The following is a 21,181-nucleotide window of genomic DNA, read 5'->3' as shown; positions in this document are numbered from 1 at the left end:
GGATTTTGTTAATGAAAAAATCTTGACTATATCATCAGGTACTGAACAATTTTTAGACAGTTTTATCACTCAAGGTATTGAGGCAAAAATGAAACAAAATAACCAGGCAATTAACGCGGGATGTCCTGAGTTAACCGAGGTTGTAACTGATATCGACCTGAAAGCGTTAAAAGAAGCCATTGAGAGAGCTAAAACAGATGGATATCTTGATAGTCGCGTTAATGCTTCAGAGTTGACTAATCTAATGAAAAATAGAGGATATAATATGATAAATCAGAACGGCAAAAATGTTTGGAAACACATCATATAGGAGACCAAAAAAATGACTAAAACCAACACAAATGCCATTATACAGGCACGGTTTAAAACATTTAAATCAATGGTAGATAGTACAGTCTACAACGCTAATAAAGAAGACGCTAAGGAAACGTTAATTTCAATAATGAATGATTGCGAGGTTGAGTTATCCTTAGCAGAAGCGAAAAAACAATTATCGCTCAAACAGCTTAATTACATTAAACATTTGCTGACTAAAATCGAATAATTTAAACCCGTCCGAAATGACGTTAAACTATCACAACTTAACCACTATCAAAGGATAAATCCATGTCAATCAAATCAAGTACGCCCGGATTAAACGTAGTAGAATATAGCTACATGAGTAATCGACTAAATCCTAACGCGGTAGGATTACTTGACTTAGTAGAACTTGCTATCACGCCTGAACAATTTGATGAAATTGTCGAATTTATTCAAATCCACAGGCATTTTTTAAACGCGGAAATTGAGTTACTCAAAGGCATTGAAGCCTTGCTTAATGCAAAAATTACAGAACACAACAATAATCAAAATCACCCCGATAATGATTATCACAGGTTCAATTAATCAATAGGAAATAAAATCATGAATGAAGAACAAGCAAGGTTAATGGTTGTCACGGAATTAGCGCGCGATATTTACGCTCAAATGATGTCACGTGATATTCCCTACGCTAATCAAGACACCAGGATAAAATTAGCCGAAATAGCCCATAATGCCGCTATTGATTTTATGACGGTACAGAAACAATGGATATTGTCTCAAGAGGCAGTTATTCAACCAGTGTCATTTATGTCCGATTTTAGTGGCAATAGTTATAACAGCGATATCTTACTAGGAGGTGATTTTAATGCCTAAATTACTCCCGGTAGTCACACTAACAGGGGCTTATAAAGGGTTTCTGGTAGGTCATGGTAATATCTGTATCGAAGTAGGTTCTTTAGAATGGTTTAAATACCTAGAAACCAATAAATCCTTTTCAGTGGAGGTTAATGGTAAACGATTTACAGCGTGCAAAAAACTCTCAATCAATGGTTTTACCTACTGGAACCTCAAAGGGTGGGATGGTAGCGTCAATCATCACATTTACATAGGGAAAGCTGACCAAGTTACTGTAGATAAGCTAACAGAAGCAGCGTTAGCTATGATTGCTAAGTGCAGAACAGCCTAACACCTAAACCCTAACAGATAACAGCTACCCCAATAACTTAAATGACCCCCTATGGTTTCTGACTGTAGGGGTTCATTCATATTTTTCGTTTCCTTTAAAGGATTTCCTTTAAAGGAAATCATTTATATGAATGCTTACCCCTAATTTACCCACAATAAACACCCTAAGCCAAAACCTTAACCCGTCTATTAGGGGTAATCATCCTGTGCGGAACCCAGTACCCCTATAAATTGGAGATTTGCTGAGGATTATGTGGGTATCGGTTTCGATGGTAAGGCAATTGCCTAGGATTATGTAGGTATCAGCGAGAGATGACGAAACAAGTCACCAGTTGAAAAGTTGTTTAGGGGTATCGGGTTGATTCCGGTAGGAGATAGTTTAGGTTTTGCGATCGCATTTTGTTGGTAGTGAGTAGGCTCCTCAAGATTTCACTAATAATCTGACTCCCATAGATAACCGGATAGGCAGCCTGATATCTTTGTACATTGATAGGGGTATCGTTGTACATTGATAACCTAGTGGGTTCCCCCTATAGCTACCTACAGCTATCATGTTGACTTTGAGCCATAGATAAATCCCACTGCGATCGCACTCATACCTTTCTATGGTTAGCACTGGTAGCTTTAGGCAATATCCTGCAAAATTGAACCCATACCCTCCCCCTAACCGAAACAAACACTCTTGGGGGTGCGACCGACGTGATAGCAGTCAATGGTGAGGAACGAACCGATAGGCTTGCCATTGACGGGTATCACAAGGGAGTTACCCTGTCTGTGTTTGGTTAGGGGGAGATAGTAGGCATTTGACAGATTGATTAAGTTGTGCTTATTGATTAACCCGTCAATAATTAAGATTTGTTGCTAAGGGATATACACTAATCGTCCCGTGTGCTAAGACTGAATGGAGTGCATATTAAGTGTAACGGTACGACTATCGGGTTAGTTAATTTCCTCCTATCGCAATAATGATAAGGGTTTAAGTTAAACGGAGAGGGTGGGATTTGAACCCGCTATAAAGCCTATAACCCCTATTCTACCGTTACTTTAGTGCACTCAAAAGCGATYGCATTATTAGGAGTTAGTGCAAAAGGAAAACCCCCTAGGTATTTAGCCTAGGGGGTATTGTGTTGTGGGTTTATTGGGGATTAATCATCAAGCTGGTAAAGAGCTCTGATAATTGCCTTAACCTCTGGTAGGTCTGGATTAATGCCGATATTAATCAGGACTTGTTTCCCCATCTCTAGCGGTAATGGTTGCCTTTGATGTTGCGTCAGGATACCTAACTCTGTGGCAAGGTTGCGACGTTTTTTGTACTTGCTGTCATTAACCGTTACCGAGTGACCAAACGAACGCGCTCTGATTTCCTGTGGTATCCCATTCATCTCTCCCAGTTGGTTACCAAGATGACGGAAAGCATAAGCTTGAGTAAATCCCCARTTATGTTGTGATAACCAKKYACGGTGATTATCGTTAAACATACCAAGGTTTTTAGACTTAGTAACAGGTAAGTAGACGTTATGAATCCCTAGGCGGTTAATTAGAACCTTGTCTTTACTCATTGGGATAGCTAACCTCCAACCTGTCTTAGTAGAACCCCCAAAATAGGTAAATTCTCCAATCACTAACACTAACTCAATGTTGGTAGGGTCAGATATGGCTGGGAAGGTAATGTTATCAATCTTAACTGGCTTAGTTAAATTTTGACCTGCTGCTACTTCAGACGGTCTTAACCCATATAAAGTACACATTGCACTAACCCAACACCAACCATCACGCGCATTATTGTCTTTGACAGAACGATAATCAGTGTTGCGTTCTTTGTCTAGTAAACTTAACAAGGTATCCAAGTCTATACTTTGGGATTCAGCAAATACTGTTTGGGTAGGGTCAATTTTTTCTAACTTCTCTAGCGCTTTCTTGCAGTCAGCCCGTTCCGCTACCTGCCTTAACTTGTAATATCGGTCCTTAAAATCCTTATGTCCTACCGGGCTGCTACCGTCTGGCAATGGAGTATACAAGGCTTCTTTTATACCCTCCCAGGTAACGTAACTATCCCAGTTTGTAACTTTGTTAAATACATCTAAGAAACAGCGCTTAAAAGAGGCTCTGTCACTAGCTATATCACGGGAACGTTTGCGCTTAGTGTTTTTGTGAACTCCGTTAAAGTAATCATCCTCCATCTCTTTAAACACTTGACGGTAGGTGATTAAGTCATTCTCTAGGGGAGTTTTGTTTTCATCAAGGATAGTAGCCTTGTACCAGTCGAGCCATTCAGACACCGACTGAAATTGTCCGTCAAGGGATTTATGAACTAACCAGGCCTTATCAACAGCCTTACGGATACCCTCTGAGGTAAATTGACAATTACACCCCCTTTGTTTACGTCCCCCGGTTTCTGGGTCAGTGGTGATATCTAGTTGGATTGTCCCCCGGTTACGCTTAATCCTGACACCTTTGGGACATTGTTTGCGGGATAGGTTGAAAAACTCAAGAATATCCTCAAAGCCTTGATATGTACCACTATGTGTACTGTTTGTACTTGCACTCATTTGGCACTAACTCCTAAATGTGCGATCGCTTTTGAGTGCATTAGAACGGCGGTAGAATAGGGGTTATAGGCTTTATAGTGGGTTGCGTACCCGCAGTTAAGATGTTGGGTTTCGTACCTACACCCAACCTACTCAGCAAGATGTTGGGTTTCGTACCTACACCCAACCTACTCAGCAAGATGTTGGGTTTCGTACCTACACCCAACCTACTCAGCAAGATGTTGGGTTTCGTACCTACACCCAACCTACTCAGCAAGATGTTGGGTTTCGTACCTACACCCAACCTACTCAGCAAGATGTTGGGTTTCGTACCTACACCCAACCTACTCAGTAAGATGTTGGGTTTCGTACCTACACCCAACCTACTGCTAAAAGGCAAATTTCTGAGTCCAGTAGTTGTTTAAATTAAAACTTCCAGTGTCATTGCTGAGGAAGTAGTGACCAACACCAATTTGGGTATAATTAGGATTGAGGATATTCTCGCGATGTCCTGGGCTATCCATCCACCCCTCAACCACAGATTCTGGTGTACGATGACCTGCGGCAATATTTTCTCCGACCCCAGATGTAAATCCTACGGCTCGGGCGCGGTCACTGGGGCTAGAACCATCAAGCCCAGTATGACTAAAGAAATCTTGCCACGCCATGTTGGTGCTATGGTTTCGTGCGGCTTGAGTTAATAGGCGGTTTAAGGATAAGGGCTGTAAACCCTCCTGGGCGCGTTCTTGGTTGACCAGTTGTAGGACTTGTTGCTCAAAGACTTGGTTAGGTCCATCATCAGGATTATTTGTGGTTGTGTTTTGAATGAATATTCTGCCACCGATAAAGTCATTGGTACTAATAGATGAAATGCTGACATTATTTAATGTGGCTAATACGCCGCCATTTTCGAGAATTTGGGTGGTGAAAGGGTCTAGGGCTTGAACGACTAATTGACGATCGCCATTAGAAACAATAATTTGATCAACTCCCGGCTGAAAGTCAGTAATTAGATCCCGGTCAGCAGTTGATGGAGCTAGGATAAATTGATTAGCGCCTCCCCCTCCTGTTAAGGTATCCAAGCCTTTATCGCCGGATATGAGACTATTTCCCGGACCTCCAATAATGACATCATTACCAGCGCCGCCATAAAGACTATCGTTTCCCGACCCTCCAATTAGGGTATCATTACCCAAATTACCGAATAGAATATTATTACCGCCACCTGCTTCTAATAAGTCATTATCCTTACCACCAAAAAGGGTATCATTGCCACCGCCGCCAATAATGGTGTCATTACCTTGGTTTCCGTAAAAAATGCGTCCGGTATTATCATTAACTGCATAATCATTTCCCGCCAACAGAGCGATCGCATCTGGAAAAGGTGAGGATCTGAAATAGGCGAGCTGTTCTGGGGGGAGTTCAGACATGATAATTCTGTCATTACCAGGAGTAGCTATACCCAAGTCTAATCCGTTTTCGGTGATGATGTCGAAAAGCATGATTCCATGTAGATGATGGTTGCCAATTTTGTCTATGGTAGACGATTTTTATGAAAGTGCCTAGGAGTTTACAAATAATTACATATAGTGATAATTCTTAGCATCATTTAATGTTAATTTCCCCATCAATATGCTAATAAATATTGTCTAAGTGCCGGGCTTTTAGATATTTTGACAGCCAAACAATTTTGGATAAATAGATGGTAAAATCGCGGACAAATCCCTATTATATGGGGCTTGCAGCGATAGAAACCAAAGGCGATCGCAGATAGAAAGGCATCGCCCAGATTGTCAGAGGCCATTGAGGAATGTCAGTAATGGAATCAGAAGGCATGGGAGGGTTTCATAATTGTTGGCTAATCGACAACAACTCTGTTGTTAGTCTTTTTGGGAAAGCAGACACTGACAAAATCGAGAAGCACCGCGATTAAGGGCTTGTTCCGCCGCCGTGGTTAAAGTTTGAGTCTGTAAACCGATCGCCGGAGTGCTACTGGCAACCCCAAAACTGAGTAATCTTTGGGAATAAATCGACACTTGGCTAAGTTGTCCAATTTGTTCCTGGATAGTATCTACTAAGCGAACCGCCCATCGAGCATTGGTAGAAGGCAATAATACCGCAAATTCTGCCTGTTGATAACGAGCAACCAAACCGTGAGGGTGGGTGACGGTATGTTTAATGATTTTGGCAATATTACGCAAACATTGATCAGCGGCGTTGTCACCCTGTTGCTCTCGGTATTGTTCCCAATCTTCAACGCGCGATAAAATCAGAGATAGGGGCGCTTGTTCCTCCATCATTCGCTGCCATTGGCGACTGAGATAATCATTAAAACCATGACGGCTTACCAGTCCAGTGAGACTGTCGATGATGTCAAGTTGCTGGAGTTTGCGGTTGGACTCTTCTAGTTGGTGGTAGAGTTCGGCTTGATAAATGGCGATCGACAGTTGATTCGCAAAACCATGGATCAGTTTCAGGTCGGACTCTTGCCACTGATAACCGGGGTCAGTCATCACTAGGCTTAAACTTCCCCATAAACGACTGCGACTATACAGGGGAATTGGTAGCCACCCCCCTGGACAGCTTTGTAGGAAGTCTTGAATGGTGGCTTCATCTTGGGAATTGGGGACCTTCAGGGTTAGCGATCGCAACACTGACGGTAATTCCGACCCCACCTGTTTAGTGTAGGTTTTACCCGAATTAGATGGGATTTTAGCCAATATAGAATTAGTCGGTTGTCGATATTCAGCCCTATTTAACCATGATTTGCCTTGGGCAATAAACTGCACAATTTGCACCGACTCGACTTTAAAAATTTTCCCCAGTTCAGTCACTGCCATCTGAAAGATCCGCTCTAAATTCAGGGAATTTCGGATCACTTGGGTTAACCTTTCCATGGCTTCTTCCCGTTGTGATTGTTTCTTGATGGCATCTTCCATCACTTTTTGGGAACTGGTGTCAATGGCAATGCAGAGATTTCCTTCAAACTGGTTTTCTTCATCAAATAGGGGACGCACCGACAGTGTTACCCAAACCGATTTTCCTAAACGCTGTCGCAGACTCAGATTATATTTCTCTTCGCGATCGCCTGGGTGATTTTGGTGAGCGATCGCCGAAAATGCCGGGTGTCTCTCATCCATAAATTTCCACAGAGATTTACCAATCATCTCTTCCGGAGTATATCCCAGGATTTCTGCCATTTTCGGATTAACAAATGCCGTCTTCGTCTGGCGATCCAAAATCCAAATTCCCGCCGCCGTGGTCTGGAGGGTCCACCGAGATACTTGATCCCGACTCAGTTGCTCTGTGTTTATGGTGCTAACATCTACAGGTTCGGTCACAGTAGCCATTTGCCGACTTTGCTCAATTAGTGGCATTTCCTGATGACAGTTCATACAAAAGCCAATTTTCTTATGGGCGATAATATGAATGAGAAGCGGCTCAGAACAGCACGGACACAAATACTTATCCATCATTCTGGTTTACCTCAATTTTTATTAGCTTTTTGTTATTATTAAACGGTCTTTCTTTTAGGATAAGTTGGTTTTTCGGACTTTGTTCCTGAGCGATACAAATCTTGATATAACAGTAGATACAGCCCTGCTATGATGGGCTATTCCCTAGACGAAATATCTCCATCTTTAACTGGCTAATGGCCCACCGATCAGTTGCTCCCTTCAGGGACTCTACAAAACTACATAGCCATAACTACTCAAACTAATCCCGGCTTTACAGCCTGTTCAGAAATGATCTGATCACCTCTCAAAGTCCCTCTCCCTCTCTGGGATCCAGATTTAGGGTGAGGGCAATGTATTAAGCGACTGGTGAACAAGCTGTAGTTAAGTTTCCCTGATGTATTGAGGGATTTAGGGTGATGAGGGCAATGTATTAAGCGACTGGTGAACAAGCTGTAGTTAAGTTTCCCTGATGTATTTCGGCAAAAACTTTTGATTTTCCAAAGATTGATAAATTTTTGTTGATAACTTCTCTCAAAAACTTGACGACAGGATGCGGGTTAGAGTATCATCATATAAATCGCTTCCAAGGGCTTGCTGTGTCTATACGCCAAAAAAGCAGCTAAAACCATGATTATATCGCCCCTCATAAAATTATCCGAGTAAAATTTTAAAATCCCGATGCACGAGTTTTTGAGGAAAAAGCGATCGCCCCAAATCCGCCTCTTGACAAAAACGACATTTTGTGAATATACCCTGAACTATCCGCGCCTAGGGTGCGTCAAACTGTTTCGGATTAGAGGGGGATTAACAGGTAATTTCAAGATATTTCCAGAAATATTTCTCCAGTTATGGTAGTATATTGACTACAGTGTCAAACAACAACCATGAAATATGCAACACCGAGGGAAGCGTCTCAAATCCTTCAAGTCTCAGAAAGAACACTGTGCGTTACTGGGATAGAGACGGAAAAATATGCACAATTATAACTCCTGCGGGTCATCGACGGTACGCTATCGATTCCGTTGTCAATCCAAAAGGCGATACCAGAATCAGAATCCTTTACGCCAGAGTTAGCTCGTACAAACAAAAATCAGACCAGTAACGACAAGCAAATTACCTGCAATCGATGTTCACAGACGGACTCATTATCAAAGACATCGGCTCCGGACTCAACTACAAGCGCAAAGGATTACTTTCCCTTTTGGGACAAGTTCTGTCAGGAAACGTCAGAGAAGTTGTGGTCTCGCACCAAGACCGACTCGTTCGGTTCGGTTTTGACCTCATCGAATGGTTCTGTCAACAGCAAAATTGCCAACTCGTGGTTCTCAACAAACGTGACTTATCTCCAGAACCAGAAATGGTTGAAGATATCCTTGCCATTGTCCACGTCTTCAGTTGTCGATGGTACGGACTCAGGAAATACAAGTCTGTTATCAAAGAAGATTCGGATTTACCCAGAGACAGCCTTGGCTAAGACGTGGTTTCAATGGATATCCGCAGCCCGATGGTGCTTTAATCAAGCCATTGCCATACTTAAAACTAAGGTGCGAGACGTTCAGGTATGAAATAAGGCTGCAATGCCCGAAATAACCACCTGGTAGGGACTTTAACCCCTTGGTTAAATATAAGGAGCGCACTCCTGACCATCCCTAGAACTGTTTGTACGTCCCGAAGTTTAGTATCAAAACGATACAAAACGAGGCAGGAAACCCAAGGTCAAAACGAACTAACTTATACAAATTCCTTATAGGAAGCCCAGAAATGGATAAGTAAAAGTTAGGAAGTTAGGGTAACGGCGATAGCCACCCCCAGATTTGGGAATCACAACCCCAGGACTGAAGCGGGGAACGGAAGGCGTGAAGTAGAACCTACTACCAGATGCGACCACTGCCAACCATCCATGATTAGGGAAACCGAATGTCCGGCTTGAACCATCGTAATAAGTAAGCAGCGAAATAGGTTGATACGCTGCGCTCAAAAGAGTATAGGGAAAAGTAGGAGAATCTTATATCTACCTACACAGACCTTTAAAAGTACCTCGGTGGATAGGACAAATCTAAAGATGGAATGCCCATACAAACGGAACGTTTTAACCCCTTCTAGGCTCTGACAATCTGGTCGAGAAAGTCAGTAGTGAAAGTGTAAGCGTAAGCCTATTAGGGGATGAGATGTGACCAAAAGCCAACGCCCTGCTGTAATGACAGGGATATGCTAACAGGTCACGGTTTGATTGTAAGAAATAGAGTCTAGTAGGTGTACAGATGGCGATAGCGAGTTTAAAGAAAGGATTTGGGAAACCAAAACCAATCAAGACTACGAGCAACGCATGGAAGGCAATCCCGTGGACTAAGGTTCAACGGAAAGTTTTCAAGCTCCAAAAGAGTATATTTCAAGCAGCTAAATCGGGACAAGATGCAAAGGTAAGAAGGTTGCAACGTCTATTGGTGAAATCATATTATGCCAGACTCTTAGCAGTGCGACGAGTGACTCAAGACAATCAAGGCAAGAAAACAGCTGGAGTTGATGGAATAAGAGTAATCTCTCCACGACAAAGGTTAGAACTTGTTGAAAACATTAAGGGAAACCTCAAAGCAAAACCACTGCGACGGGTGTGGATTCCAAAACCTGGTAGGAATGAAAAACGTCCGCTAGGTATACCCACAATCCAAGATAGAGCGAGGCAAGCTCTGGTTAAGTCGGCCCTTGAACCCGAATGGGAATCGAGGTTTGAAGGCACAAGCTACGGGTTCCGTCCTGGACGGTCTGCCCATGACGCAATAAGCAGAATTTATACTGCCATAAATCAAGGACAATACTATGTTCTTGATGCTGATATAGCAAAATGCTCTTACCGTGAACCATGATTACCTACTGTCCAAAATTCATTGTCCAAGCAGCCTAAGAAGAGACCTGAAACAATGGCTCAAAGCGGGAGTGCTAGACAACGGTGTATTCGAGGATACAGAAACAGGGACACCTCAAGGAGGGATAATAAGTCCAATACTCGCCAACATCGCACTGTTGGGAATAGAAAGGCTAGTTAAAGGAATGTATCCAAATAAAGGCACAACCACTCAGGTGAACCTTATAAGATATGCCGATGATTTTGTGGTCATCTCCAAAGACCTAGGAATCATTGAACAGTGCCAAACTGCTATTTCTGAATGGCTAAAACCTGTAGGACTAGAAATAAAACCTGAAAAGACTCGAATCTGTCATACACTCAAAACTATTGAGTATGGCGGCAAGACAGAGAATCCAGGGTTCGACTTTCTAGGATTCAATATCAGGCAATATCCAGTAGGAAAACATAAAACTGGGAAAACAGGCGGGACAGCAAGACGATTAATCGGACATAAAACCCACATAAAACCCAGCAACAAAGCAATTAAAGCCCACACAGAAGCGATAAAAGGTGTAATTAAACAACATAAAACTGCACCTCAATCAGCCCTGATTAATCATCTAAACCCAATTATTCGGGGATGGTCAAACTATTATTCAGCGGTAGTCTCATCAGAGACCTTCAATAAGCTAGACAAAACAGTTTGGCAAATGTTACGGGCATGGACAATATCAAGATGCGGAAAGGCAAGTCACGAAAAGCTAAGAAATTATTTCAGACATGGAACAATTAAACTTAGCAATGGGAAAGAAAGACACGAAAATTGGCTGTTCCAAACCAAAGATGGGTTACATCTATTCAAACACAACTGGACTCCAATTGTCAGACATACCTTAATACGCCCTGACGCAACACCATACGACGGAAATTGGACCTACTGGGCAACCAGGAAAGGACGAGCAATCGATACGCCAAATAGGGTAGCAAAACTACTCAAAAAGCAAAAAGGTAGATGTACCTGGTGTGGGCAATTCTTTACCCCATCAGATTTAATTGAAATAGACCACATTGTACCTAGAAGCCAAGGCGGAAAGGATGACTACAAGAATATTCAATTATTACATCGCCATTGTCACGACGATAAAACAGCTCTTGATGAAGAGATGATGCTGTACTCTTAACAAGTAGACGGTCAAACTAGGAGCCGTATGAGGTGAAAGTCTCAAGTACGGTTTTGAATGGGAGGGGTAGACCGTGAGGTCTATCTCGACCCCTAATTAATCCCCTAATACCAAGTAGTTATCTTGATTATCAGGGTCTGACAGTGCTTTGATAGTGATACCGTCTTCGGTTACAAATGGTTTAGTTAGATTAACGGCCGCAGCTATTTGAGTTGGCCTCAGTCCGTACATTACTGCCATACCCGTCACCCATAACCAACTATGCCGGGATGATTGATGTTGAGGGTTTTTAATGTTATAGGCTTCCTGTTTAGTATTAAGCCACCAATCCTTAAATACATCAACAGCTATCCGTTGTTTCTTTATGAATTGCGTTTGTTTGGGGTTAATAGGTTCAAGCTGTTTAAGCAAGTGTTCTTTGTTAGGTGATTTCTTAGCTATGGCTTTTAAGATGTAGTAACGTTATTTAAATGTTTTGGAACCTACTAATTGTTCCCCGTTACTTAGGGGAGTGTATAGCATAGCTTTAAAGCCCTCCCACGTGGGGTGAATATCCCAGTTAGGAAACTGGTCAAAATATACCCCTTTACTTTGATGGTAAGATGTTAAATCGCTTACGATATCGCGAGAACGTTTCCTTCCTGTGTTGCGGTTGTACCCGGCAAAATACTCATCCTCCAGTTGTTGAAATATTTCCCGGTAGGTTATCAGATTATCCTCAATCTGATTTTTCCCTAGGATGGTTTTATCGTACCAATCCCAAAATTCACTAGCGCTAGTGATAGTCCCTAGGGCTTCAGATACCAATTTAGCTTTCTTGACGCCGTCTATCACCCCTTCTGGAGTACACTCAAGGTTAGCCGTTTTGGAGCTGCGTTTCCCGGTAGGTGGTTGCTTAAACTGCAATAAGAGATTGTACCTAAGCCCTGACTTCTGGATTTTAAGGCTAACCCCCCTAGGACACTCACCCTTAAACTCCTGATAGGCTTTCAAGAATCTAGCATAGCCCCCGTCATAGTTACCCTTTCCCCCTACTGTAGGGGTATTGATATCGTTACTCATTTTTTACTCACTTGTTATCCTGCTATGGTTTTGAGTAACACCTAAGTAACGGTAGAATAGGGGTTATAGGCTATGTAGACGCATCTCCACCATCACCCGCACCACCGATCGCGGGGTGTAAAACTCGCCCCCTCGCTTGCCCTCGGACCCGGCAAACTGGCCGAGAAAATACTCATACACCCGCCCCAATACATCCCTGGCGGTGTCCTGCGCCTCCCCTAGGGCAATGTTAGAGATCAGGTCGATCAACTCCCCCAGCATTACGGCATTCAAGGCGGGGCGGGCGTATTCCTTGGGCAGAACCCCCTTCAGGGAGGAATTCTCCTTTTCGATCGCCAGCATAGCCTCATCAATCAGCTTGCCAATGGTCGGCTGCTTGGCGTTGGCTTGCGGGTGCGACCACCGCGCCGCCTGGGGCACCCAAAACACATTTTCTGCTGCATACTCATCGGAATCTTCCACGCCTTCGGGGTATTCCTCGGCTAGTTCTCGCTGTCGAGTCTCAAAGCGATCGCAGATGTGCTTGAGAAATATTAGCCCCAGGGCAACGTGCTTATAATCGGAGGGCTCCATATTGCCGCGTAACTTGTCGGCTGCCTTGAAAAGTTCCGCCTCATAACCAAGACTGGCACCATTATTTTTTGGGGATGGGGCTGATTTAGGCATAGGGACAAAAGGCGATCGTTCGTTTACTAAGGAAACATTATATGGGAAACCAATCGCCCCAATTACAAACATTCACCCGACAAAAGGCGATCGCTCCTTGAACTCCCGCCGACTTCAGCCAGTTTTCCAGAATTAAAGCTACATCAAGGAAGATACCGAATTGGGTTTTGGCGACCTTCGGCTGTAAAAATCACAACCACCTTTTCACCTGGCTTGAGCAAGTCACGGGCTTTCACAAATAACTCCTACAATATCAATAATGGCAAGGTGTGATCAAACTGTACCATGAAACTGGCAGGAAATTCCCGTCGGGTAGGCTTTCCCTTTTGTCGTCATTGGTGCAATAATCACCGTGGCAATATAACGGTTCATTTCATAGGGTGAGATGATCACACAGGGTCGTGTTTTGGGAGTTGCCCATTTTAACGATTCGGGTTATAATCACTTTGCTGATGCTTGGATCGCCTTAAAGGCAGGATGTAACTACATTGTAACCACAAGCCAAGAAGCGGTCAATTGATGGAGCATCAGCCTGCTTTACCTGTACTTCTCCTCTAGTAGTCTACATAAGGTTCTGGGGGTTCTTCTGTTCCTAACTGAATGACTTTAATGAGGCTTTGAGTCCAGGGATGAAGCTCCGCAAAATAATTCACATTTTTTGTTGATGAATTCACGGTGAGGGTTTCCTGTTGAATTGAAGTTAACAAGCACTGGACTAAACGCCAGCGATCGCTAATTGGCAACTGCCAGACTCTCACCGATAACCTCTGTTCCGTCCGCACCAACGCAGTGTTAACTAGTCAATAAGTTACACAGGAGTAAACACAGTGTTCACTGACAACTTCGATTCTAAGGCTTTAACGATTTGCTCAAGTTCAATATTCGCCTCGGCTTGAAGACCAAGGCATCTAGCAATACCCTCCACATCTGTACTTAAACGACAACCCAACGCTAACCTCAAAGAATGGTCTGGTTGCTCCGTCATTTGATAGGCATGAATATGCATAGAATCTCCTAATTGAGCTTGATGACTGATATGTGAAAAGCTAAATTCACGCTGTATATAATCTAGGAAACAATCTTGAATTACAAGAACCAGCTTTTTATTGATATGCTCAAAAGTCTCAATTTTATGATGTAGCTGTATAAGGATTGTTTTAGCTGTCATTTTCCAGTTCATACCGAAGGTCTTTTGGGATTGACTTTGGTTATCTTCTGTAGGAACTCCCAGTTCTTCAAGTAACCGTTGGCGTTCCGGCCACACAGTACCGGTTGTATCCAGCGTTTGGAGTTCAATGCCAACAAAATCCTTCACCTTATTATTTAAGGCAGATACGAGAAAATAATCCACATTCCCTCCTGGAATTGAAATTTCTGAAACCAGATGCAATTCATTTCCAGGTTCATGGTTCGTTAACAAGTGTAAGCAGTCTATGAAGATCTGTTTTCTCTCTAGCAACCTATGAGGACAAATGATGACCGGAATCGCATTTTTGCCATAGATTACTGAGCAGGTACCTATGGATATATCAGGTTGACTTTTGCGGACTTTTATACAACGCCTTTGTAAATATGGACAATGTTGCTCTCGAATAAGACTTGTCCAATCTATATGTTCGGGTTGATTTATTGAATATCCAAAAATCTCAATTATTTTACTCATAAAATTGTTTCACTTCTGGCTTTCGCTATCTCTAAGTAATGATGGGAAATATCTATCCCGCAGGACTTTCTGCCAAGTAACTGGGCTACCAACATCGTAGTTCCAGTACCACAAAAAGGATCTATAATAATTCCGTTAGGTGGACAGGTAGAAGATATGGGAATTTTACAAAGATCGACGGGATAGGGTGCAAAGTGAAGTTCTCGTTTTTGAGTATCTTCTGGAAGAATTTCCCAAACATCACTTGGCTTAGATCCTTTAGGATGATATTTCAGAAAGTAAAATCCTTTTTCTTTGAGTTCTTTGGCCCGACCAGAAACTTTCTCAGAATCAGAATGCGTGGTTCTTTGTTGCCCTCGAATAATCATCCTGAAATCAGAAATAATGCCATCAGAAACTTGACGAAGAATTTCTTCCAATGCCTGATAAGCATTGCGTTTTTCATTTTCAGATAGGTCAGTGGATAGCTCGATTTTTCGCTTATAGCGAATCCCAGTGACACCCGTCGCCGAAACAACAGAACCATTCACTACTTTCGTCTTTCTTGGTGAAGAACGAATAGAATCTATATCATAGTAATACTTTGGTGACTTCACGAAGTGAAACAGGTTTTCATGTATATTTCTCAATCTATCCTTAGAATGGTCTGGTCCTCCTTTAACTTTGTTCCAAATAACGCTATTTCTTAGGATCCAGCCTTGATTATCTGTCAAGTTCAAGGCGATACGCCACGGTAAGCCGAGCAAGTTTTTGTGGTAGTAAGAATCGCCAATGTTGAGCCAAAAAGAGCCTGTTTTCTTCAGAACTCTATGAACTTCAGAAAAAACTGAGCATAAGTTATCTACATAAGTCTTGAAATCCGGCTCCCATCCGATTCCGCCTGCGTCATATTCTCTTTTTCCCCAATAGGGTGGACTAGTCATACAACAATCGAAAGAATCACTGGGTAGCTCTTTCATGACTTCAAGAACATCTCCCAACAAAAGCAAAGGGGCGATACTTTTATTTACTCGATAATTTTCAAATTGCTCTTGAAAGTCTTGATTGACTATGAGACAGTCACCAAATAGTGGTAGCCGAAGGTTCTGTGGTGATTGTGATGGAGCATCATCCTCTATTCGCATTTTTGATCCTTGAACTTTCAAGCAGCACCAGTGCTCCTACAGGTTTTTGAACCTTTAGGGGATTCTACAACAGATAGAGCTAATGTATTAGTCCAGAGCAGCTTCAAAGTAAAGCTCAACCCAACTCCATAGTTGCAACTACTCAGTAACAGCATTTGCTGTCCCATATAAGTGTCATTCACCAATCAGGGGGCTTACCCTTTGCTACCGAGCTAGCTAACTATTAATTAGGCAGCGATTAGCAGCCTAACATACCCAAGATGTGGAAAGCTGAACCCTCCATAACTAAGCTGTGCTGGGATTTTAGCACATAAATATCGAGGTGTCAAAAATTGGTAGATTTAGCATACACAAAACTTCATTCCTCGCCCAATTCCTTAACTGGCAAGGGGTTCAGCCTTTTTTAAAGGTGGATGTTATACAGAATCAAGGGGATATGCACCTTAGCCTCAAAAAGCTACAAGCCTTTACTGCCAGGAGTTACTGTTTTTAATCACTCTGGGCAAACAATCGCCGGATCAAGGTTTCCATCTGCTCCGACTGAAAGGGTAAATTCGGATACACATCAAACCCGGAAAAGGCATTTTTATCGGCTTCCCAAACATTCATCCGACAAAAGGCGATACGGCTACCGCCACGCTCCGCGATCGCTCATTCAACTCTCGCCGACTTCAGCCAGTTTTCCAGAATTAAAGCTACATCAAGGAAGATACCGAATTGGGTTTTGGCGACCTTCGGCTGTAAAAATAACAACCACCTTTTCACCTGGCTTGAGCAAGTCACGGGCTTTCACAAATAACTCCTACAATATCAATAATGGCAAGGTGTGATCAAACTGTACCATGAAACTGGCAGGAAATTCCCGTCGGGTAGGCTTTCCCTTTTGTCGTCATTGGTGCAATAATCACCGTGGCAATATAAAGGTTCATTTCATCCTGTGAGATCATCGCACAGGGTCGTTTTTTCTTAATTTCACTGCCAATTGTGGGGTCAAGATTAACCAAAAAAACATCGAAATGCGATCGCTACCACTCCCATTCGCTTTGTTCCCAATCGGTACTGTTTATATGTGAGACTCACTTTTAATTTCACATTGTGAATCGTACAAGGTCACAATTTATGGGAATTCCATTCACTAAGTTGAGCAGTGCTTTATCGCTAACTATAGGAACTCAACGCTCTAGTTTTTTGAGTTCCTCGATATGGTTTGCTCCTCACTGTCTTAGGAGTAATGAATTGGCATACTCAGCATAAGTTCTACACTTTTTTATTTGTGCAGTTGCCTCTGGGACAATTGAGTTCAACCCACTGATAAGCGTTTTCTTCTCCTCAGCAGCAAGTTGCTGATCTTCCTGAGCCTGCTTTCAGCTATCCCTGTAGTTACTTAAATAGGCATCCAAAGAGGCAAAAAATTGATCAAACCGCTGTTGGAAATCATCATCAAGATACTTATTCAAACTTTCTTCAAGAGCAGTAATACTCGCTTGCATTGAATAATTTATTTCAGGAATCAACTCATTTAGTGAAACCGTATAATAATCTATATTCTTGTTAGGACGCTTTCGTTTTTATGTAAGACCGATTGGTATTATCCAAAGCCAATGCCACCACACTCTTTTGTTAACTGTTACTTCTTCATATCCCTGATCTATGGTTTTGGTTTGGCTTCTAATGTGAGGTCTATTAACAGATATATGGTCAGATGTATCTACAACAGGAGGGGGTAGAGAAAGGGTGATATCAAAAGATTTATTAAGACGGGTACGTGCTCTTTCAATAATGGGGTTTGTTTCTTGTTCCAAAAAACTCATTAATTTTGAACGTGCTTTCTCAACCTCGCGAATCGTTTCCTCTCGAAAGGCGACCAGAAGACTCTCTGCTCGTTGCTTGGCATAAGCAACGGCTCCATTGGCAAATTCCTCTGCTTCATCATCACTCTTAAATTCCAAGATTCCAGAACTCTTAAATTCTACGGCGTTTTTCAGTCTTTCGGAAATCCATTTAGGAAATAATTCAAAGCTACCCAGCGGAGTCGTAAAAATTTTTCTTGCTTCTATGTCTAGCCTTTGGATTAAATTAGCTTGCTCATAGTCTTCTTTGGCAAAGTAATCTTCAAGACTTATGGCTGCTGTTTCCTTTAATTTCCCAAGTAAGTCTTCAAGATTTTTTTGAAGATGATTCTTGATATTATCAACTTCTTTAAGTCGCTTACGACTCAGTTCAAGATGTTCAAGATCTTGCTCCAACGCTGCCACTTCTAACCTGAGTTTCTCTTCGTCTTTAGCAATGGCACTACTTCTTAGTATAACGTCATCTCTCAATTCTTCTAAACGTTGACGGCTAAGATTAAGTGCAGATTTGATACATCTGGGAGCAGCACTTTCCATGAGAACATTGATGGCGTTCTCCAAGAAGGGCTCAAAACCGGACTTCTTCCATAATCTCTGAGCCTTTTTTTGCAATTGTTCCAATGAACAATCTTCAAGTTCCTCTTCCCAATCAATCCCAAAAACTTGCTCTGCTAAAGCTCTTGCAGTTTTCATCTCCTCTTTTTTAATATTAGGGTGATGTTGCATTTCCGAAAGGAAACTCGCCGCACAAAAAGCCCATCTGGCGGCTACCTCAAACACCCTTCCTGCATCACTTGATTCACCCAATCCCAAATCAGCAATGACAAACTGCTTCACCTTCTCAGATGTCATCGGATCTTTTTCAGTTCTTTGATCAACCTTATTGACAAGAACATATAAATTCTCTTTCCCTAACAATCGAACAACCGGTTCAACTTGGCGCTTAATTTCCTCTGCTGCTTTGTTATTTAACTGTGTAAAGTCAAGGACAATTAGAACCATTGAACTTCGGCGTAATTGCTCTGCTACAACCGCAGACAATCTCAGGTTTTCTCCGGCTTAATTAGGTCCGGGAGTATCAACAATAACGAGATTTCCTAAGAATTTAGATTGACCAGCATCTGTGGCTTTCCAGAAAGGAGTATAGATGCAGGGAACGTCAAAATATTCTTGATTTAATGGATCTATCAACGGCTCAAGAACTGTACAAACGCGAACGATGTCATTCAAATCCGTTAATGTTTGTTTGATGCCTTCTAACCCCCCTATCTCAGACTGAATCGAGAAGCCATCTTGAATTTTCGGAATCAGTGAAGTTAAATGGGGATACTTTGCCATTTTGGTAACTGCCTGATTTAGACCGTTTGTTTTAATTTTCTGCTGTAGAGTTGAAAGAGTCCTCTTTAAACATGAAATAGTATTTGGCTTCAGCACTAAAACTGGCTGTGCTTTATCAGAACGAAGAATAATTTCCGTGGGTAACGTAGTCATGGCTGATGCCCGACTAGGTAATATATCTTGTCCAACAATCGCGTTGATAATCGTAGACTTCCCCGCCTTCATAGGAGCAACGATCGCCATGACTAACTCAAGATCTTCTACATTCTTTTTGGCATCTACAACTTCTTTTTGAAACCCGGCATACTTCTTACCTGAAGGGTCAGAAATCAACAGATTACTGGCACGATACATTAACTCTTCGATTTTCTTAAGTAGACTTATTACGTCTTGTTGCAAGTCCTCAAGATTTGGTTGTAGAAAATCTGTACTCATGATGGGTTATTAGAATCAATTGACTTAACTAGAGAAATATAGTTTGTATGATCACCATATCTTTAGGCATTTGGGTTAATTCATCCTTGCTCAAGATCTTGTGTAACTCTCTGCCAACTGGTCTAACTTAACCTGGCTGCAAAACCGACAGCATTTAGCCACGACTCCACCGAGGGCTGGCGACATAACCATTATTAATTAGGCGGCGATTAGCAGCCTAACATACCTAAGACTTTAGGAAGCTGAACCCTCCATAACTAAGCTGTGCTGGGATTTTAGCACATAAATATCGAGGTGTCAAAAATTGCTAGATTTAGCATACACAAAACTTCATTCCTCGCCCAATTCTTTAACTGGCAAGGGGTTCAGCCTTTTTTAAATGTGGATGTTATACAGAATCAAGGGGATATGCACCTTAGCCTCAAAAAGCTACAAGCCTTTACTGCCAGGAGTTACTGTTTTTAATCACTCTGGGCAAAGAATCGCCGGATGAAGGTTTCCATCTGCTCCGACTGAAAGGGTAAATTCCGATATACATCAAACCCGGAAAAGGCATTTTTATCGGATTCCCAAACATTCACCCGACAAAAGGCGATACGGCTACCGCCACGCTCCGCGATCGCTCCTTGAACTCTCGCCGACTTCAGCCATTGTTCCAGATAATCTATCAAATCGGTGTAACGGTGAAGCCGAAGGTTTCAAATACTCCGACTACCTCACGTCCGCTGAGAACAGGAAGAGTAGAGGACATGATTACGCCATTACCTCTACTTGGCAGGTTTCAATCGTTAGGGGTAGCCCACGTTCTGCACGAACTTCAAGGCAAGCGATAATTGCATATCTGATATTTTCTAGAGCTTCTGCCCTCGTTTGACCTTGGCTGACACAACCCGGAATGCTGGGACACTCTACAACCCAAACTCCATCTTCGTCACGGTCAAGTGTTACAGTCAACTTCATCAGTTTTCACCATGAAAATCTAGGAGAATATTGGTATCAATTAAAACTCTCACTGAAGGTATTTCTCCACCCGATGCTCTTCTAGCATCACAGCTACTTCTTGGTCAGTTGGTGCAGGCTGGTCTGTTTTGAGTAAGGCGCGCATTCGTCGAATTGCACCATAACGATCAGGCTTTGCACTTGGGGTATTCTGCAAGGACTCAATTATAGCACTGACCAACGCGAGGCGATCGCTCGGTGATAACTTGATAGCTTCTTCCTTCAGGTTTTGCAGTAACATAGACAGCTCCCTAAAAATCACAATCGCCCCAACTCCCCTAGATTCTTCAAGTCTAACTCAAAATCTTCTACGTCGCAGGAGTAGATGGGAATATTAAGATGCTGGAGTGGAGCTGTCGCAGATAACCTTTGATTCTTACCGATTACCTCTCAATCGGTCGGCTCCAACGCAGTGTTAGGCTTTGACTGGGGTTTAGGAGAAGCGTTTATACGAGTTAACTGACTTGGCTGGCGATCGCTTTAGTTTTTCTGTATGATGATTGTGGCCAGGAGCAATGGCTACTTGACAACCCGTTATCCGTTA

The 21,181-nt window shown here is 42.4% G+C and carries 26 protein-coding genes and 3 pseudogenes; 12 read left to right on the top strand and 17 right to left on the bottom strand.

Features of this window, described 5'->3' with window-relative positions:
- The 5 genes and pseudogenes from B9T16_RS13440 to B9T16_RS13420 form a co-directional block, all read left to right on the top strand.
- Positions 1–310 (top strand): annotated as a pseudogene (locus tag B9T16_RS13440) (hypothetical protein); the annotation flags it as partial.
- Between the two features lie 12 nt (positions 311–322).
- Positions 323–544: a hypothetical protein gene (locus B9T16_RS13435; protein ID WP_410245002.1), complete on the top strand. Its 222-nt coding sequence runs from the start codon at positions 323–325 to the stop codon at positions 542–544.
- A gap of 62 nt (positions 545–606) precedes the next feature.
- Positions 607–885 carry a hypothetical protein gene (locus B9T16_RS13430; protein WP_410245001.1) on the top strand — a complete coding sequence of 93 codons (279 nt, stop codon included), beginning with the start codon at positions 607–609 and terminating at the stop codon, positions 883–885.
- 18 nt (positions 886–903) lie between these two features.
- Positions 904–1,176, top strand: a complete 273-nt coding sequence (locus B9T16_RS13425) for a hypothetical protein (protein ID WP_410245000.1) — start codon at positions 904–906, stop codon at positions 1,174–1,176.
- A complete protein-coding gene (locus tag B9T16_RS13420; protein ID WP_410244999.1) occupies positions 1,169–1,489 on the top strand; it encodes a hypothetical protein in 321 nt (106 codons plus the stop codon). The genes B9T16_RS13425 and B9T16_RS13420 overlap by 8 nt, the downstream gene beginning before the upstream one ends.
- 343 nt (positions 1,490–1,832) lie before the next feature.
- Here B9T16_RS13420 and B9T16_RS13415 read toward each other — a convergent pair whose 3' ends face one another.
- Together B9T16_RS13415 and B9T16_RS13410 are read right to left on the bottom strand one after the other, a co-directional pair.
- On the bottom strand, positions 1,833–1,997 hold the full coding sequence (locus B9T16_RS13415) for a hypothetical protein (protein ID WP_410244998.1): 165 nt from the start codon (positions 1,995–1,997) through the stop codon (positions 1,833–1,835).
- Positions 1,998–2,633: 636 nt separating this feature from the next.
- A complete protein-coding gene (locus B9T16_RS13410; RefSeq protein ID WP_410244997.1) occupies positions 2,634–4,037 on the bottom strand; it encodes a recombinase in 1,404 nt (467 codons plus the stop codon).
- Positions 4,038–4,138: 101 nt separating this feature from the next.
- Here B9T16_RS13410 and B9T16_RS13405 point away from each other — a divergent pair, with 101 nt between their 5' ends.
- Positions 4,139–4,441, top strand: a complete 303-nt coding sequence (locus B9T16_RS13405; protein ID WP_410244996.1) for a hypothetical protein — start codon at positions 4,139–4,141, stop codon at positions 4,439–4,441.
- On the opposite strand, the gene B9T16_RS13400 is transcribed toward B9T16_RS13405, so the two are convergent.
- Together B9T16_RS13400 and B9T16_RS13395 are read right to left on the bottom strand one after the other, a co-directional pair.
- Entirely contained in the window at positions 4,406–5,518 is a 1,113-nt protein-coding gene (locus B9T16_RS13400) for a CAP domain-containing protein (protein WP_006616640.1), read from the bottom strand. The two genes, B9T16_RS13405 and B9T16_RS13400, sit on opposite strands and share 36 nt — an antisense overlap.
- Before the next feature lie 378 nt (positions 5,519–5,896).
- Positions 5,897–7,492 carry a diguanylate cyclase domain-containing protein gene (locus B9T16_RS13395; RefSeq protein WP_410244995.1) on the bottom strand — a complete coding sequence of 532 codons (1,596 nt, stop codon included), beginning with the start codon at positions 7,490–7,492 and terminating at the stop codon, positions 5,897–5,899.
- Between the two features lie 866 nt (positions 7,493–8,358).
- Here B9T16_RS13395 and B9T16_RS13390 point away from each other — a divergent pair.
- The 4 genes and pseudogenes from B9T16_RS13390 (at position 8,359) to B9T16_RS13375 (ending at position 11,500) form a co-directional block, all read left to right on the top strand.
- Positions 8,359–8,948: pseudogene (locus tag B9T16_RS13390) on the top strand (IS607 family transposase).
- Positions 8,941–9,039: a hypothetical protein gene (locus B9T16_RS13385; RefSeq protein ID WP_410244994.1), complete on the top strand. Its 99-nt coding sequence runs from the start codon at positions 8,941–8,943 to the stop codon at positions 9,037–9,039. The pseudogene B9T16_RS13390 and the gene B9T16_RS13385 overlap by 8 nt, the downstream one beginning before the upstream one ends.
- Before the next feature lie 696 nt (positions 9,040–9,735).
- Positions 9,736–10,338, top strand: coding sequence for a reverse transcriptase N-terminal domain-containing protein (locus B9T16_RS13380; RefSeq protein WP_410244993.1), 603 nt, complete (start codon positions 9,736–9,738; stop codon positions 10,336–10,338).
- Positions 10,328–11,500 (top strand): group II intron reverse transcriptase, encoded by a 1,173-nt coding sequence (locus B9T16_RS13375; protein ID WP_410244992.1) that lies wholly within the window; start codon positions 10,328–10,330, stop codon positions 11,498–11,500. The genes B9T16_RS13380 and B9T16_RS13375 overlap by 11 nt, the downstream gene beginning before the upstream one ends.
- Positions 11,501–11,599: 99 nt before the next feature.
- On the opposite strand, the pseudogene B9T16_RS13370 reads toward B9T16_RS13375, so the two are convergent.
- The 3 genes and pseudogenes from B9T16_RS13370 to B9T16_RS13360 form a co-directional block, all read right to left on the bottom strand.
- Positions 11,600–12,562 (bottom strand): annotated as a pseudogene (locus B9T16_RS13370) (recombinase); the annotation flags it as partial.
- A gap of 63 nt (positions 12,563–12,625) precedes the next feature.
- A complete protein-coding gene (locus B9T16_RS13365; protein WP_410244991.1) occupies positions 12,626–13,300 on the bottom strand; it encodes a type I restriction-modification system subunit M N-terminal domain-containing protein in 675 nt (224 codons plus the stop codon).
- 201 nt (positions 13,301–13,501) lie between these two features.
- A complete protein-coding gene (locus B9T16_RS13360; RefSeq protein ID WP_126277463.1) occupies positions 13,502–13,600 on the bottom strand; it encodes a hypothetical protein in 99 nt (32 codons plus the stop codon).
- A 13-nt stretch (positions 13,601–13,613) separates the two neighbouring features.
- Between B9T16_RS13360 and B9T16_RS13355 the strand changes: the two genes are divergently transcribed.
- Complete coding sequence (locus B9T16_RS13355) at positions 13,614–13,748, top strand: hypothetical protein (RefSeq protein WP_410244990.1); 135 nt, start codon at positions 13,614–13,616, stop codon at positions 13,746–13,748.
- 34 nt (positions 13,749–13,782) lie between these two features.
- Here the strand turns inward: B9T16_RS13355 and B9T16_RS13350 are convergent, their stop codons facing one another.
- From B9T16_RS13350 to B9T16_RS13320, 7 genes are all read right to left on the bottom strand, one after another.
- Positions 13,783–13,986 (bottom strand): hypothetical protein, encoded by a 204-nt coding sequence (locus tag B9T16_RS13350; protein ID WP_231852092.1) that lies wholly within the window; start codon positions 13,984–13,986, stop codon positions 13,783–13,785.
- 50 nt (positions 13,987–14,036) lie between these two features.
- The gene (locus B9T16_RS13345) at positions 14,037–14,891 is read right to left on the bottom strand and encodes a NotI family restriction endonuclease (RefSeq protein ID WP_410244989.1); all 855 of its coding nucleotides are present in this window, start codon (positions 14,889–14,891) and stop codon (positions 14,037–14,039) included.
- Positions 14,888–16,036, bottom strand: a complete 1,149-nt coding sequence (locus tag B9T16_RS13340; protein ID WP_014274421.1) for a DNA-methyltransferase — start codon at positions 16,034–16,036, stop codon at positions 14,888–14,890. The genes B9T16_RS13345 and B9T16_RS13340 overlap by 4 nt, the downstream gene beginning before the upstream one ends.
- A gap of 630 nt (positions 16,037–16,666) precedes the next feature.
- On the bottom strand, positions 16,667–16,798 hold the full coding sequence (locus B9T16_RS13335) for a hypothetical protein (protein ID WP_286131330.1): 132 nt from the start codon (positions 16,796–16,798) through the stop codon (positions 16,667–16,669).
- 47 nt (positions 16,799–16,845) lie between these two features.
- A complete protein-coding gene (locus B9T16_RS13330) occupies positions 16,846–17,019 on the bottom strand; it encodes a type II toxin-antitoxin system PemK/MazF family toxin (RefSeq protein WP_410244988.1) in 174 nt (57 codons plus the stop codon).
- 564 nt (positions 17,020–17,583) lie between these two features.
- Entirely contained in the window at positions 17,584–18,906 is a 1,323-nt protein-coding gene (locus tag B9T16_RS13325; protein ID WP_410244987.1) for a hypothetical protein, read from the bottom strand.
- A gap of 18 nt (positions 18,907–18,924) precedes the next feature.
- Entirely contained in the window at positions 18,925–19,638 is a 714-nt protein-coding gene (locus tag B9T16_RS13320; protein ID WP_014274416.1) for a dynamin family protein, read from the bottom strand.
- A gap of 294 nt (positions 19,639–19,932) precedes the next feature.
- Here B9T16_RS13320 and B9T16_RS13315 point away from each other — a divergent pair, with 294 nt between their 5' ends.
- On the top strand, positions 19,933–20,103 hold the full coding sequence (locus tag B9T16_RS13315) for a hypothetical protein (RefSeq protein WP_014274415.1): 171 nt from the start codon (positions 19,933–19,935) through the stop codon (positions 20,101–20,103).
- Here B9T16_RS13315 and B9T16_RS13310 read toward each other — a convergent pair.
- From B9T16_RS13310 to B9T16_RS13300, 3 genes are all read right to left on the bottom strand, one after another.
- Positions 20,100–20,309 carry a hypothetical protein gene (locus B9T16_RS13310; protein WP_014274414.1) on the bottom strand — a complete coding sequence of 70 codons (210 nt, stop codon included), beginning with the start codon at positions 20,307–20,309 and terminating at the stop codon, positions 20,100–20,102. The genes B9T16_RS13315 and B9T16_RS13310 overlap by 4 nt on opposite strands.
- An 82-nt stretch (positions 20,310–20,391) precedes the next feature.
- Positions 20,392–20,598 (bottom strand): type II toxin-antitoxin system HicB family antitoxin, encoded by a 207-nt coding sequence (locus tag B9T16_RS13305; RefSeq protein ID WP_006615837.1) that lies wholly within the window; start codon positions 20,596–20,598, stop codon positions 20,392–20,394.
- 49 nt (positions 20,599–20,647) lie between these two features.
- Positions 20,648–20,878 (bottom strand): hypothetical protein, encoded by a 231-nt coding sequence (locus B9T16_RS13300; protein ID WP_006615838.1) that lies wholly within the window; start codon positions 20,876–20,878, stop codon positions 20,648–20,650.
- Positions 20,879–21,181: the final 303 nt, after the last annotated feature.

Source organism: Arthrospira sp. PCC 8006, from assembly GCF_046480465.1.
GTDB lineage: Bacteria > Cyanobacteriota > Cyanobacteriia > Cyanobacteriales > Microcoleaceae > Limnospira > Limnospira platensis.
Note: the sequence above shows the minus strand (reverse complement) of the source record. Positions and strands in the feature narration are given on the sequence as shown.